Source organism: Pseudarthrobacter arbutini (genome assembly GCF_054510915.1).
On the sequence record NZ_JBTNDQ010000009.1, the window covers coordinates 135,872 to 150,279 of the forward strand.

The 14,408-nt window shown below is 65.1% G+C and carries 14 protein-coding genes; 1 reads left to right on the forward strand and 13 read right to left on the reverse strand.

The genetic code is table 11. From position 1 onward, the window contains the following. Entirely contained in the window at positions 1–1,122 is a 1,122-nt protein-coding gene (locus ACX80V_RS12095; RefSeq protein WP_485843328.1) for a Gfo/Idh/MocA family protein, read from the forward strand. 49 nt (positions 1,123–1,171) lie between these two features. On the opposite strand, the gene ACX80V_RS12100 is transcribed toward ACX80V_RS12095, so the two are convergent. The 13 genes from ACX80V_RS12100 to ACX80V_RS12160 all read right to left on the reverse strand — a co-directional run bounded on the left by ACX80V_RS12100 (position 1,172) and on the right by ACX80V_RS12160 (position 14,278). After that, positions 1,172–1,897, reverse strand: coding sequence for a FadR/GntR family transcriptional regulator (locus tag ACX80V_RS12100; RefSeq protein ID WP_485843329.1), 726 nt, complete (start codon positions 1,895–1,897; stop codon positions 1,172–1,174). 767 nt (positions 1,898–2,664) lie between these two features. After that, positions 2,665–2,832: a hypothetical protein gene (locus ACX80V_RS12105; protein WP_485843330.1), complete on the reverse strand. Its 168-nt coding sequence runs from the start codon at positions 2,830–2,832 to the stop codon at positions 2,665–2,667. Positions 2,833–2,888: 56 nt separating this feature from the next. Beyond that, entirely contained in the window at positions 2,889–4,535 is a 1,647-nt protein-coding gene (locus ACX80V_RS12110; RefSeq protein WP_485843331.1) for a serine hydrolase, read from the reverse strand. Positions 4,536–4,695: 160 nt separating this feature from the next. Continuing rightward, positions 4,696–5,505, reverse strand: coding sequence for an HAD family hydrolase (locus ACX80V_RS12115; RefSeq protein ID WP_485843332.1), 810 nt, complete (start codon positions 5,503–5,505; stop codon positions 4,696–4,698). Beyond that, positions 5,502–8,042 carry a phosphoribosyltransferase domain-containing protein gene (locus ACX80V_RS12120; RefSeq protein ID WP_485843333.1) on the reverse strand — a complete coding sequence of 847 codons (2,541 nt, stop codon included), beginning with the start codon at positions 8,040–8,042 and terminating at the stop codon, positions 5,502–5,504. Before ACX80V_RS12120 ends, ACX80V_RS12115 begins: the two co-directional genes overlap by 4 nt. Further along, a complete protein-coding gene (locus tag ACX80V_RS12125) occupies positions 8,039–9,259 on the reverse strand; it encodes an HpcH/HpaI aldolase/citrate lyase family protein (RefSeq protein ID WP_485843334.1) in 1,221 nt (406 codons plus the stop codon). Before ACX80V_RS12125 ends, ACX80V_RS12120 begins: the two co-directional genes overlap by 4 nt. A gap of 9 nt (positions 9,260–9,268) precedes the next feature. Continuing rightward, the gene (locus tag ACX80V_RS12130; RefSeq protein ID WP_485843335.1) at positions 9,269–10,063 is read right to left on the reverse strand and encodes a hypothetical protein; all 795 of its coding nucleotides are present in this window, start codon (positions 10,061–10,063) and stop codon (positions 9,269–9,271) included. Positions 10,064–10,066: 3 nt separating this feature from the next. Continuing rightward, the gene (locus tag ACX80V_RS12135; protein ID WP_485843336.1) at positions 10,067–10,618 is read right to left on the reverse strand and encodes a TerD family protein; all 552 of its coding nucleotides are present in this window, start codon (positions 10,616–10,618) and stop codon (positions 10,067–10,069) included. Further along, positions 10,618–11,121, reverse strand: coding sequence for a hypothetical protein (locus ACX80V_RS12140; protein ID WP_485838255.1), 504 nt, complete (start codon positions 11,119–11,121; stop codon positions 10,618–10,620). The genes ACX80V_RS12135 and ACX80V_RS12140 overlap by 1 nt, the downstream gene beginning before the upstream one ends. A gap of 31 nt (positions 11,122–11,152) precedes the next feature. After that, positions 11,153–12,346, reverse strand: coding sequence for a toxic anion resistance protein (locus ACX80V_RS12145; RefSeq protein ID WP_485843337.1), 1,194 nt, complete (start codon positions 12,344–12,346; stop codon positions 11,153–11,155). A 118-nt stretch (positions 12,347–12,464) separates the two neighbouring features. Beyond that, complete coding sequence (locus ACX80V_RS12150; RefSeq protein ID WP_248763928.1) at positions 12,465–13,046, reverse strand: TerD family protein; 582 nt, start codon at positions 13,044–13,046, stop codon at positions 12,465–12,467. A 38-nt stretch (positions 13,047–13,084) separates the two neighbouring features. Continuing rightward, positions 13,085–13,666, reverse strand: a complete 582-nt coding sequence (locus ACX80V_RS12155) for a TerD family protein (RefSeq protein ID WP_485843338.1) — start codon at positions 13,664–13,666, stop codon at positions 13,085–13,087. A gap of 21 nt (positions 13,667–13,687) precedes the next feature. Further along, a complete protein-coding gene (locus ACX80V_RS12160; protein ID WP_252568464.1) occupies positions 13,688–14,278 on the reverse strand; it encodes a TerD family protein in 591 nt (196 codons plus the stop codon). Between the last annotated feature and the right edge of the window lie 130 nt (positions 14,279–14,408).

Consider the following 14,408-nt stretch of genomic DNA (forward strand, 5'->3'; position numbering starts at 1 on the left):
ATGACTAAGACGACTGTGCGGGTCGGGCAACTCGGTGCCGGCTTCATCGGACAAATGCACTCCCTCGCTTTCAGCAACGCCGGATACTCCCGGCTGCAGCCCGAGGTGCGCGCCGATCTCGTGGCCATCGCCGACGTGAACCAGGCCGCGGCCGCCGACATCGCCGAACGCTATGGATGGGCCGCCACCCACAACGACTGGAAGGACCTGATCAGCGAGGACCTCGGCCTCTTCGTCAACGCCGGACCCAACGACCTGCACTCGGCGCCCACCATCGCCGCGGCACAGGCCGGAATCCCCGTTTTCTGCGAGAAGCCCCTCGCGTCCTCCGGCGACGTTGCCTACAGGCTGTGGAAAGCCGTCGCCGCCGCCGGCGTCGAACACCGGTGCGCATTCATGCACCGTTTCATCCCCGCCGTCCAGTTCGCCCGCCAACTCATCGCCTCAGGCGAGCTGGGCGAAATCCGGCACTTCCGCTCCCGCTTCCTGATGAACATGCTCGCCCCCGGCGGCTCCGTCAGCTGGCGCTTTGACCGAGGCCGCTCAGGAGCCGGCGCCATCGGCGACCTGGGCTCCCACCACATCGACCTCGCCCGGTTCCTGGTCGGAGAGGTCCAGGAAATCGCCGCGCTCACGGGCACCTGGACCGTTGACCCGGCACAGCTGATCACCGACGTGAACGATGACTCGTTCATCGCCATCGGCCGGCTCGAAAACGGGGCAACAGCATCATTCGAGGCATCACGCGTCGTCGCATCCCACGCACTGACCGGTGAATTCGAGATCGACGGCACCAAAGGGTCGATCTCCTGGAACATGGAACGGCTCAACGAACTCACGATCCGCCGCCCCGGCCAGGGGCCCATGACACAGATGGTGAGCCGCCCCGGACACCCGCTGGAAGGATTCTGGCTTCCCGGCGGCGTCCAGGGCTCCCACCCGCTCGGATGGAACGAATGCTTCGCCCACCAGGCCCACGACATGCTCGGACTGGCCAGCGGCCAACTCACCGATTCCGTTGCAGCAACCTTTGAAGACGGCTACCGGGTCGCCGAAATCGTCGACACCATCGAACGCGCGGCAAAAGAACGGCGCACACTCCCCGTAGCATTCAGCTCATAAGAAAAGCGGTGGAGGACCTCGAGGTCCTCCACCGCTTTTTCTGTCATTTCTACCCTGGGAAACTGGCCTTCAGACGCTTGGTCGCCCGTTCCATATGGGCCGTCATGGCTGCGGCAGCCTCGTCCGGGTCCGAAGCCTCAATGGCCCTCAGAATGGGTTCATGCACGGCATACGAGGTCCGGGTCTCCCCCGCCGTCCTCAGCACACGCGAGGCCCACGCCTGCAGGAGCGACCGGATATTCTCCAGGACCCCGCAGAGCACGATGTTGTGACTGGCACGGGCGATCTCCAGATGAAATGCGATGTCCGCCTGAACATAGGTGTCGATGTCATCCTCGGCAAGCCGCATCGTTTCAGCCAGGGCCTGGATGGTAGCCAGCTGCTCGGGAGTCCTGCGCGTGGCTGCCAGTCCCGCCAGCTGGACCTCAAGGATGAACCGCGCTTCCAGCAGATCATCGAAGCGCTTCTCACCGAGGAGGAGACCCCACTCGATGACTTGGGGCAGCAGATCCGAACTGGATTTGCTCAGGTATGTGCCGTCCCCGACTCTCTGCTCGAGCAGGCCGAGCAGGCTCAACGACTTGATCGCCTCCCGGATCATCCCCCGTCCGACTTTAAGTTCCTCGGCCAGCGTCCTCTCCGACGGAATTCGCGAACCGGGCGCGACATCGCCGGAAAGCAGCGCATCCAGGAGGCGCTTGACTATTTCCTGGCTCGCCGGCTGACGGACCGGGGTATCCCTGCCCGCACCTTTCTCCGCAAGTGAAAAACTCATGCACACTCCTCAGCCGACGGTCCCCAGTCTAATGGCAGACCGGTGAACCAATCCTATGTCGGATTAGCCCCAAACCCAACCCCGTCGTTGCATAGTTTTTTCGACGATCCGGGTCGATGGAGGTTGGGACCGGTCGAAGCAGAGGCGGTGCCATCGCAACACCGCAACGCCCTGCCCGACCATGCAAGACGCCCTGCTGGAATTTCCGGCCGGGCGCCTTGCGTGACCTATTGATAAATACCTAACCAGTCCCGGTGGAAACCGCGGCCTAGGTGCTATTTTTCCTGGGCCGAAGCTGACGCGCATCGGCAGGGCTTCATAGAAAAACGGAGTAGAAATGGCCGTCTCTCCTAAGACTCGGGGGGCAGGACAACATCGAAGCGGCCGTGTTACGTGCCGCTTCATCAGGGTCCGGGTTGTCGGGAAGTCCTTGACGAGGGATCCCTTGACGGCGAATACGGCATCGGAGTTGATGTAGCCGGACCCGCCGATGAAGAACTTGCCACATTGGCCAATTGGCTCAACCACATTAGGTACGCGCATCTACGGCACCCTCGCCGTTCCGGCATACCTCCTGGCTCGCACGAGCTACTCTCGACCCAGTTGCGACCTAACGCTGCTTGGGACATTGATCTAGCGTTTCCTACGACGAACCCTTTTGGCCGCAACCGACCGAATCTGCCCGTGACGGATCCCGACTGGGCCCTGATTCCGTTTCCCTCGACCAATCATTCGAACGTCGCGATGCCGCCATCATTGCCGTTCGGCTAGTCGGAATGCGGCGGGACATCCCGCCGTCGTCCGCTTGCCTTTGGTGCCGCCACCTGCAGCGCCGACCAGCCGCCGGCGGACGCGAGGACCACAGCGCGGGTGAGGCACATGAGGGCGGTGACGTTGATCCGGAAGACGCGGTCCCAGAGGCTGGTTGCAGCCACCGCACCCTCGGTGTACACCCCCGCGGAATCACCAAGTGCGGCCGGAATCCGTAGCCTTACGAGGCCCGCGTGAATGTCCCCAGCCCGGTTCTGTCGTAAAAGTCCAGGGTGACACTTGGCGAGGAGCCGCTGCCTGCTCCTTCAAACAGCGCACCGGCCAGGCCGTTGGCGTTCTCTCCGATGGATTCGAAGCTGAATGTGTCGCCGTCAAAGTGGGTCAGCGGGAAAGTCGTGGGACTGCCCGGCGGTCCCAGTCTCATGGCCAGTTTCCCGCCGTCTTCGAGCACCACAAGCTGGCCATAGTAGGAGTTGTCATAGGTGCCTGTGTAGGCACTGTTTGTCCGGGGAGGAGTGGGGGCAGCCGGAGTCTTGGTGTAGTCGACCTCAGGCTTCTCGGACTCATCGATTTGTTTGAAGACGCCGGCGGTGAACGCCAGCCAATCGACCGTGGGCGATCCGTGCTGGGCTGCATCCAGAAAGCCAGCGGCGATTGCTTCAGGAATCCCCTGTGGGCGCCCGTTGGTCAGGACTACTATGGCCAGTTGTTCACCCGGAAGCATCGAGACGGCGGTGGCTGCGCCAAGATTAAATGCCCCGGAGTGTCCCAGCTGGACGCGGGCCTGGTCGTCGTAGGAGACGTTCCAGCCCAGGCCGTAGAAACGGGACCGGGCAGCCGGAGCCGATGCCGGGCCGGAGACTATATGGGGAACGTGGGTTGTTTGGAGGGCAGCCGGATCAATAACGGGTTTGCCCTCGTAACTGCCGGTTCCGAGCTGCAGCCGGAGCCACTGGGCCAGGTCCCGCACCGACGAGCTCGCGCCGCCGGCCGGAGCCTGGGGATCGGCGTTGCGGCGGTATTTCGCTGCCCACTCCTTGTTCCCGAGCGGCACGTGGAGAACGGCCTTGTTTGTGGCTTTCTCATAGTCCGAATGACGGTAACTGCTGGCGGACATGCCCAGCTTCCGGAACAGGACCTCGTCGGCCAGATCTTCCCAGGTCGTTTCCATCGCATCGGTTGCTGCCTGGCCGGCTTCCGTGTAGCCGAAATTGCTGTAGTTGTAGCTGGACCGGAACGTATCAAGGGGCTCCTGATGGAGGTGGCCAAGGATGTACGCCCGATCGAATCCGAGGTCCTCCAGCAGATCACCCGAACTCGTTTTCAGCCCACTGCGGTGAGAGAGCAGATCGGCAAAGCTCGCATTCCGCGTGACGTAGTCATCCTTGAGCGCGAAGTTCTGATTGTGTTCAATGACGGCGTCGGTCCAGTTGATGACCTGCTGCCCCACCAACCCTGCCACCACTGTGGACGCCAGCGGCTTGGACACAGAAGCCACCTGGAACACCGTGTCAGGACCGATCTCCTCCGGCATACCGACTTCCCGGACCCCAAAGCCCTTGGAGTACACCACCTCGTCCCGATACACCACGGCTACGGCCATCCCCGGCAGCCCGGTGCTCTCCATGGCGTCCCGGACCAGTCCGTCGAGCTTGGCCAAGGCGTTTGTAACTTTCGCCCGGTCCAGCAGTGGTTCGATCTGTCCCGGCGGGGCGGGGAGCAGTGCTGGCGACGCCGATGACGCCAGCCGCGCGGGTTCGCCGGTGCAGGAGGACAGGAGGGGTATGGCGGCAATACTGGCCGCCCCAATCCCGGCCGCCTTCAGCAGCGAACGTCGGTTCGGGGAAATAAAACCGGTGCTGTCCATGGACTCTCCCTTGAGCCGTCAAGCGGTGAGCGCTCCGGACCGAGCCGGCCGTCCCGTTCCCATCCATAGTGAACCCGCGAACTGCGGCCAGGCAATGGATGCTGCGGAAATAGGGGGACGGTGTCCAAGGCCGGGCAGGCGGCCGCCTGTAGACGCCTGCCTAGAGCTGGACCAGCGCATGTATGCGCCGGGAGATTTCTTCGCCTGCCAGGATGCCGCGGGCATCGGTGACGCGCAGGTGATCCCTGCGGAAGTCGACGTCGGCGAGTTCTCCGTGGGCGGGCCGGAAGGCGACGTCGGCTTCGGCCAGCATCGGACCGTCCAGCAGCGAATCCCCGGCGGCGATCACCCGGGAGGCCCCAGTCCGCCGGGCGACTTCTGCGACGGCGCTGTTTTTCGTCACCGCGTGCGGTACGCAGTAGAGCTTGCGGCCCTGCACGGACACCGTCCAGCCGAGCGAGGCACACCATGCGTCCAGCTCCCGCACGAATTCCGCGGGCATAACCTCCCGGTCCACCATGGCGTAGAGGAAGAGTTCTTCGGCCCGGCGCAGCCGGAGGATCCAGGACCGGTAGGCCTCCCGGGAAAGAAACTCCTCGATGACGGCCAGCGGTGCGGAGCCTTCCGAAACCCGTTGCCCCACTGTGGCCTGCCACTCGATGTCCCGCTGGCCGTTCTTGAGCAGGACACCGCCGTTGGTGGTGACCGCGTATTCAGGCACGGCTCCGGGCAGCCGGACCCGCCGGTACTGGGCCTCGGTCCGGGTGGTCACCGGGACGAAAATGGTTGTCCGCGTCAGTTCGAGCAGCAGCCGCTCGGCGGTGCGGGTCATAAACGAGATCGGCACCCCCTCGTGGAGCTCCGCAACCACCATGTCCGGTGCCAGGTGGTCGGGGACGTCCAGGAAGAAGGCCTTCGCGGAATAGATGAGGGTCCGGTCAAGGTCCGAGGCCACCAGGACGGAATTCACAGGGCGGCCGCCGCAGGAACTCCATCGGCATCCGATACCCCGCTGAACGTCGGCTCGATGAGCCCCACGCAGCTGAAGGGCAGGTCCGGCACCTCCAGCACCGGTACGCCGCGCTGCTGGGCCAGCAGCAGGATGTGGGCTATCTCGGGTGCGGCATCTGGACGCACCAGGACTTTCCACGGCACCCTGCGCAGCAGCACCCGGGTTGTCTCGCCGACTCCGGGTTTGACGAGGTTCAGGTCGTCGATCCCGTGTACCCGGCCAAGGCTTTCCACGGCGAGCCTGCCCGCCCAGGTGGGCGTCCGGTCCGCGGCCATCAGGGCCCTGGCTGCTGCCCGGGCGGACGCTTCGACGGCTGGGAAATGGGCGGAGACGGCGGCCAGGAAATCCCGTGAAACGTCGTCACCGCGCAGCTGGTGGTAAAACTTGGCCCCGTGGAAGTCGTACGGGCCGATGAACTCCGTGTTGAGGACCGTGCGGGACACGAGCCCGGACACGGTCGAGTTCAGGCAGGCGGAGGGGATGAGGTAGTCCTCGCGCGTGCCGTACATGTCGGCGCAGTGCCCGGGATCGGCGAGCACGGCGAGGTCCTTCGGGAAGGCAACACCATCGGTTTCGGCGAAGCGGTCGACGGCGGCCGAGAGTTCGCGGGTGATCGCGCCTTTTCCGGTCCAGCCGTCCACAAAGAGGATCTGCTCCGGGTCATGGTGGGCGGCCAGGTATCGCAGCGCCGTCTGGTCCAGGCCGACGCCGCGCACGATGCTCATGGTGTAGTGGGGCAGGTCGATGCCGTGGATCTGCTGCGCCCAGCGGCGCATCAGGATACCGACCGGTGTGCCGGCCCTGGCCAGGGAAACCAACACAGGCCGGTTCCGGCGCGCGGCCAGCGCCATCTCGGTCACGGTGCCCACGGCCTGCGCGACGCGCGCGGAGGAGCGGTCCAAGGCGTCCCGGTACAGCTGCTGGTACTCCTGCGAGGGCGAATATTCGATCGGCAGGGATTCTGCATAGCTCCCCCGGCCCGATTGCATCGCGGCTTCACGATCTTCCGCCGGCGCTTCCAGCGCCGCATCGCCGATGTCCTTCAGCAGCCACGTGACATCGTCCGGCGCGTAGGACCCGAACGCCGGTCCGGCCAGCGGCGCCGGGAGGACGGGCGAGGCGGGCAGGAGGACGACGACGACCGCGCGGCAGACGGCGCTGAGCACCTCCGATACGCTGCCGGGACCCGAGAGGACATCCGCGGTGGTTCCGGGTTCGGGCATCAGGACGATCGTGCCGAATCTGCGGCCGGCGGGGGAAACATTGTGGGCGAAGCGCACACCGGGCCCGTCCACAGTGGTGTCATGGCTGGCGAACTGAACACTGCTGTTGATGGCGTAATCCGGGCGGTCAAGGGCGACAATCGGGGATCGGGTGGTGGTGGAGAACCGGACGACGCGGTCCGGATTCAGCCGGTCCAGCTCATCGGCAACGGCCAGGGGCACGTGGATGAACTCCTCGCTGCCCAGGACCAGGACGGGTTCATCGATTGCCCCCTGCGGAAGCACTTGCTGGATCGATGCCCCGATGTCGGCCAGCATGGCCGCCGAGGGGGAACCGCCGTTGCCGAACCGGTCGCTCCGGACAGCGCCCCCGGCGTTGAGGAAGGTCACCGTTCCGGATGCCTCCTCCGGGGTTGCCGGCGCCTGCGGCAGTGCCGCCACCACGTCCTCGGCACGCTGAAGAATGTCCGCGCCCAGGGTGATCTGCCCCGTGCCCAGGGCCACCACCCGGATGCGGGTTCCGAGCCTTTCCGCCAGTTCGTCGAACCTGGCCCGGTCGCCCGGTGTCCGCAGGTCCACGAGCGCGGCCACCGTGTAGCTGGGATGGGGCGCCAGGGCGTGGAGTTCGGTAATGGTGTTGATGATCGTGGCCCCGGTGCTGAGTTCGTCGTCGACCAGCACCACCGGTTCAGGGGCGTTCAGGCGCCGCGGATCCGTGGGGAGCAGCCGGTGTGAGGTGGCGTGCGAATGTGATTCCTCGAAGGACCCGTAGGCGGCGGCGCCCGCCGGGGCGTGCCGGGATGAATGGATGTAATACGAGCCGATGGTGTCGGCCACAAGCCGTCCCAGCCCGGTGGCCGTCTCCGCGTAGCCGATGGTAATGATCTGCGGGTTGCGGGACTTCAACCCGGCGAGCTGCCGCCGGAGGCTCTGCAACGCGGCTCGCCGGCCGCCGTCGTGCGTTTCCCCTCGCAGGACCGCGGCGAGCCCGGCAGCAACGGTCCGAGCGGCCGGCAGTGATGCCGGGGAGGCGGACAGCGCCTCCCCGACGAGCACCCCCAGCAGCTCACCGGCGGCCATGACCAGCCCGGGTTCCGACGGGACGTGTTTGCCCAACACCTGGGACACCAGCAGATGGGCCCGCTTGGGATTGCGCCGCAGTGCCAGTCCCACCAGGTCCTCGACCGGCAGCAGGCTAGCGGAGTGGTCCGTCTTGATGCCGACGCCGAGCGCGTCCCGCACAAAGCCGCCGGTCCAGGGGTGCTGGCTCAATTCATGCTCGCTTCCAGAAGGTCAACGTAGGTGATGTTCTCGGCGGCAACGCCGAAGGCTGCGGCACGCAGCAGCGTCTGGCCGGCCCAGGCCTGATGGGGCTTCATCTCATTCATCTTGTTGCCGTACGGCGAGGCCGAGGCGCCGCCGCCGTTCTTGCCGGCAATCTCCTGTGCGTCCACGTATTCCTCGTGGCTGACGACGCACATGGCGTGGACCAGCGGGACATGGGTGGGGTGGATGACCGTCTTGCCCAGCAGCCCGTTGGCCAGGTCCAGTTCGATTTCGCGGATCAGCCCGTCGAGGTTGGCCGTCAGGATCCGATCGCGAAGGGGCATCTCGTTGGCGTCGGCGAAGGGAGTGCGCCGCAACAGGGGGCGCAGCACCCGCTCGCTGTTGCTGTAGTGCTCCCAGACCGGGCCGGAGATCACGAATCCGTTGTCCGGCCGGCCCAGCATATTGACGATGTCCCCGATCACGGAGGCTACCACCTTGACGTCATAGATGGTCAGGTCCCGGGAACGGCGCAGGCCGAAAGCACTGGACATGTCCGTGGCGCCCACGCGGACCGCCAGAACATCCTCCCGGTTGGCTTGCAGCAGGTCGCAGATCCCGGTCAAGGTCCTGGCCCGGGTCTCGCCGTGGATCATGGCCGGCGATTCCAAGATGGGCATGATCCGCAGCCTGCGGCCGCCCCCACGGGAAGCGTTGATGTTATGCAGGGCATCCAGGAACCGCTGCGCCTGGCCGGTCTCATTCTCAAACTTCGGAATGACAAAGCCCATCAGCAGGTCCAGGGCCTCGCCGCAGCGGCGGGCCAGGCTCAGCATCTGCTCCGGGGTCCGGACCCGGAGGAACAGCAACGGGCCCTCTTCGGGGTGGAAGGCGGTTTCGGGGTCGCTGCCGGTGCCGCTCCCGCGGCGCGGCCCGGCGGAACCGGCATGCAGCCGGGTCAGCGTGTCCACAACGTTGGTCTCGGCGGAGTCCACCGCATCATCGGCGATGGAATCCTCAAGGCAGATCACCATGCTCAGGCAGCCGCGGGCCGCCTGTTTGCGGATATCCTGGGCCAGGTTCGGGCGGTCCGCCGGAGTGTAGAGCGTGGCGCCCAGGGCCACGGCCAGCAGAGCGGGAGCGGAGCCCAGGCTCAGCTCCTGCGGAGCGATGTGAAACAGGCGCGAGGCATGCTCGTCGGTAAGAAAACTGAAATGGCGCATGCCGTCCCGTCAGCGTCCCTGCCGGCGGGCGGCAGCTTGGGTGGTCATGGAAAAGCCAAATTCCTGCCAAAGCAAGGAAGCGTCGGCGCTGTCCGGCACCGGTTCGGCGCGCAGCTCGATGACTCCATCGATCGCGGCCAGGGACAGGATGTATCTAGGCTCCCCTTCAGCTGCGGGCAGCGTGACGGTGCCGCCGTCGAAGATCTCCACGGTCAGAGGGGCCGCATACGGTGCGACAAAGAGCGCCCGGCGCAGTTCGCGGATATGCCGCAGCGCCACCACGGCCGTCCCGTCCACGTAGCCCACCAGCGGGCGGTTTCCCGAACACCTGACGGAAGTGCCGGAGACCGCGCCATCAACGGTCATGGCCCCGGTCACGCGCTCGGAGCTTTCCCATGCCGCCGAGGTTGCCCCGGTCACCAGCAGGCTGCCGATCGCTGACTGGCGCGGGTCAAGGCGGATCATCGGCGTCTGGGCATCGAGCAGCCGCGTCGCGCCGATGCCAGGAGCCGGAAACAGCCTGGTGGGCCGGGCCGCGGCCATCGGCCGGGCTCCGGCCGATGGGGGCGCGGCTGAGGTGGCTGCTGCTGGGGAGGCGGGCGCGGAGGATCGGCTCAGGGACAGCGACGGGGCGGCCGCGGGGGAAACAGCCGACGACGGCGGAGCTGTCGCCGAGGCGGGTGCAGGGGCGGATGTGGCCGCGGCCCCTGATGCTGGGGCGGATGTTTCAGCGCGGGCGGCCGGCTTGACTCGCCGGCTGAGGTAGGTGATGTCCGTGCGGATGCTGGACCTGTTCAGAGACATGGCTTAGACATCGAACCGGAAGTCGGCTGCCACGCCGCGCAGGCCGGTGGTGTAGCCCTGGCCCAGGGCACGGAACTTCCAGTCCTCGCGGTGGCGGTACAGTTCGCCGAACATCATGGCGGTGATGTTGTCCTGCGGGGACTGGGGAATGTCGAAGCGCACCAGCTCCTGATTCTGTGCGGTGGCCACCCTGATGTACTGGCCGCGGATGGCGGAGAAGGTGCCGGGGCCGCGGAGATCGGGGTCCACATAGACAATGAACGTAATCTTGGCGACGCTGGCCGGCACCAGGGACAGGTCGACGTCGATCTGCTCCTGGTCGTCGGTGCCGGCGAAGGCCATCGAGCCCTCCGGGCTGGCGATCTGGTTGAAAAATACCAGGTGATCGTTCGAGACGGCCCGGCCGCCGGCGTCGCACATGATCGCCAGGGGAACCAGCTCGGACTGGGGCCCCCGGCTGGGGATGGACTGCCAGCCCAAGCCGACCAGGATCTTGCTCAGTCCCGGGTTCTCGGCCGTCAGCGCGGCGTTGGCCCCGGCCACAAGATTGCCCATCAGCGGCCTTCCAGACGAAGGCTGGACGGCGCGAACTTATCCTCGAGGAACCGGCCGTGGGTGGACAGCTCGGCAATGGCACCGATCCGCACCTGATTGGCCAGGTCACGAGCTATTTCCTCGAGCGTGGCGAACTGTTCCGCCAGCAGCCGCGTCGGCCCGGACTCCTCAGTCCTGGCACTGTCCGGGAGCGCCAGATACGTGCGCAGGGGATCCGGGATGTAGCTGCAAACGATGGAATTCAACAGCACCTGCTGCTCCATCGAAGCCCCCTGCTCGGCCATATGGCTCACCAGCGGGCGCAGCACATCGTCGATTTGGCGCAACTGCGAGGACACCGACGTCGGCAGCTCAGCGCCGGCCCGCCGGATGGCGCTGCGCAGGTTGTCCAAGGATCCGGCGGTCTGCGCCATCTCGGCGTCGGCCGTTGGCTCGGGAGCCTGTTCGGTGATGCCCGGCACGGGGGCGCCGCCGAACAGGGAGCCGATGAACTTACCAATCACTGCGTTACCGCCTGCTGCTTTCCGCCGTCACTTAGTCTGTCTGGCCCTGCCGCGCGCGTTCCAGGTACGGCTTGGCCTTCAGCACGCTGGCTTCGAGGGCCCCGACGGTGCTCTCCATGTTCTTGGCCGCCTCCGACCGGAAGGTGTCGATGGCATCCATCGTGGCGAAGACATTGTCGAAGGCCTTCTGCAGCGTCTCCACACTGACCCCGGAGCTGGAAGCCTGCTGGTGGATTCGGGAAGTCTGGTCCTTGAGCATTTCGCTGGTGCTCAGGATCATGTTGTTGGTGGTGGTATTGACGGCATCGATCTGGTCCAGGACCATCTTCTGGTTGGCCAGGGCCTGGGCCACGATCACCGCCGTGCGCAGGGCAGAGATGGTGGTGGTCCGCGCCCGCTCCACACCCTTGATCAGTTCAACGTTGTTCTTACGGATCAGGTCCATCGCCAGGTACCCTTGCACCGAGACAGCAAGCTGGGTCAGGATGTCCTGGTGGCGCTGGCGAACGGGGAACAGGACGTCCGCCTCCATCTTCTGCGCCTCGGCAATCTGCCCGGCGGCGCGGGTGGAGTCGATCTTCTCCACGCAGGCGGCATCCAGCGCCTTCGCGAAGACGGCATATTCGCTCAGGGCCTGCATCGTTTCCCAGAGCTGGATTTTTTCGTTGGCCAGGCTGGCATTGTCCTTGAGCAACTCGTCCTGGCCCGTCATCAGGGACTTGATGATCTGGTTCAGCTGGGTCTGCGCCGACTCGTATTTCTGGAAGTACTTGGCCAGCTTGTTGCCGCCGGGGATGAAGCCCAGGATCTTCTTGCCCACGCTCATATTTGCCGCGTTGGGAGTGAGGTCCTCCACCGTGCTGCGCAGCTCACCCAGGGTGTTGGCCACCGCAACCTGGGCGCTGCTCCCGGACTTCTTGGCGCCGGCAATGGACGTCGAGGAACGCTCCAGCAGCCTGCTGGACGAGTTGCTGGACGCTGTGATCTCGGCGCTGCCGATCTTGTTGATGCCATCGACCTGTGCGGAGAACTCCGGGCTGCGCGCGTCCAGTTGGGCCAGGCCGGCCACGAACTCCCTGGCCTGCTGATTGATCTCGGCCCTTCGTTCGTCGGGGACCGGCACCATGCCGGGAGCGTCTTCGGGCTGGACTATGGCAGGGGCGTCCGGAGCCTGAAGCACCAATGAAGCCTCTGCGGCGTCGGGGGGAGTCAACGGAGAATTCATGATGCTGCCTTTTCGAGAGAGCGGTGGTGTCCCGGTTACAAGCAACCGGGACACCACCTCAGGTGGAAACGATGCGGAGCGGATGCAGTCAGTTCCGGACGTCAGTCCGGAACACGAATCAGCTAAGGTCGACGCCGAAGTCCTTGGCGATCCCGGCGAGTCCGGTGGCGTAGCCCTGTCCGACGGCCTTGAACTTCCAGTCCCCGTTGTTGCGGTAGACCTCAGCGAAAATCATCGACGTTTCGGGCGCTGCGTCCTCGCTCAGGTCGTAGCGGACGATTTCCTTGTCGTCGACCTGGTTGATCACGCGGCAGTAGGCGCTGCGCACCTGGCCGAAGTTCTGGCCGCGCGTTTCTCCCTGGTCGATGGAGACCACAATGACAACGCGCTCGACGTCGGCCGCAACCAGGGAGAGATCGATCAGGATCTGTTCGTCGTCGCCAGCGCCTTCGCCGGACCGGTTATCCCCCAGGTGGCTGACGGAGCCGTCCGCGGCAGCGGGCTGGTTGTAGAAAATGAAGTCCGCGGAGGACCGGACCTTGCCGTCCGCCGCCACCAGGAGGGCAGAAGCGTCGAGGTCGAAAGGCTCACCCGTCGTCGTACGCGGGTCCCAGCCCAGCCCCACCACAGCCTTCGACAGACCTGGTGCGCTCTTCGTCAGGGACAGATTGCTGCCTTTGGTAAGGGTTAGTCCTGCCATGTTTGTACCATTCCTTCGTGTTGAATCGGTCTTGCGAACTAGTCCAGCGAGATGCCGAAGTCGGTGGCGATGCCGTGGAGGCCCGTGGCATAGCCTTGGCCAACCGCCCGGAACTTCCATTCGGCACGGTTGCAGTAAATCTCGGCGAAAATCATTGACGTTTCAGGTGCCGCGTCCTCGCTCAAATCGTAGCGGACCACTTCCTGGTCCGTGTCCTGGTTCAGCACACGGCAGTACGCGCCACGGATCTGGCCGAAGTTCTGGCCGCGGGGATCCGCCCGGTCTATGGACACAACGATGACCACGCGGTCCACATCTGTTGCGATCAGGCTGAGGTCGATCAGGATCTGTTCGTCGTCGCCGTCGCCCACACCGCTGCGGTTGTCGCCCAGGTGGACTACCGAACCATCTTTGGCCTGGAGTTGGTTGTAGAAGATGAAGTCGTCCTGGGACCGGACCTTGCCGTCCGCCCCGACGATGAGAGCCGAAGCGTCCAGGTCGAAGGCTTCGCCGCTGGTGGTCCGCGGATCCCAGCCCAGGCCGATCAGGGCCCGTTCCAGCCCCGGATCGGCCTTGGTGAGTGAGAGATTATTGCCTTTGGTAAGGGTCAAGCTCGACACAATAAGGGATCCTTTGAACGACTAGAGGACGGCGGCAGCTGGTGCGATCAGATCCGCGACCGAGCGGCCCTGGGCCCGCTCCCCGATGGCCTTAAAGGTCCAGCCCGCGCCGTCACGGGATACTTTGGACATGATCATGGCCGAATGGGTCCCCGAGTCGGTCAGCTGGTACTTGGCAATTTCCGGGCTTCCTGGCGTGGAGTCGTCCACCAGCCGGCAGAAGGCATTCTGCACCTGGTCGAAGGTCTGGCCGGTGTAGCTGCTGATGACGAAGACGATGTGTGCCACGGCCGGGGAGACGAGCTCCAAATTGACCAGGATGGTCTCGTCATCGCCGTCGCCGTCGCCCGTCAGGTTGTCCCCGGTATGACGCGTGGAGCCGTCTTTGCTCTGCAGCTGGTTGTACCAGACCTGATCCAGCGACTTGCCGGCCGCGTCGAAGAAAATGGCCGACGCATCGAGGTCGACCTCCACGGACTTGGCCTTTCCGAAAAAGCCCTTCTTGACCGGGGCCGCCGAGTCCCAGCCCAGCCCCATCTTGGTCTTAGTGAGCGAACCGCCGTCTTTTTTGGTCAGCGACAGCGACTGGCCCTTCTGCAAGCTCAATCCCATAATTTTCTCAACCTCCAGCTAGTTTGAATACTCGTGTTCTCAGGTCCCAACGACTCCGGCCGTGCGCTAGTTCCGTGCGTACATGTGAAGTTAGTTGGGGGGTGAGGACGCGGACCATGCCGATCAGGCG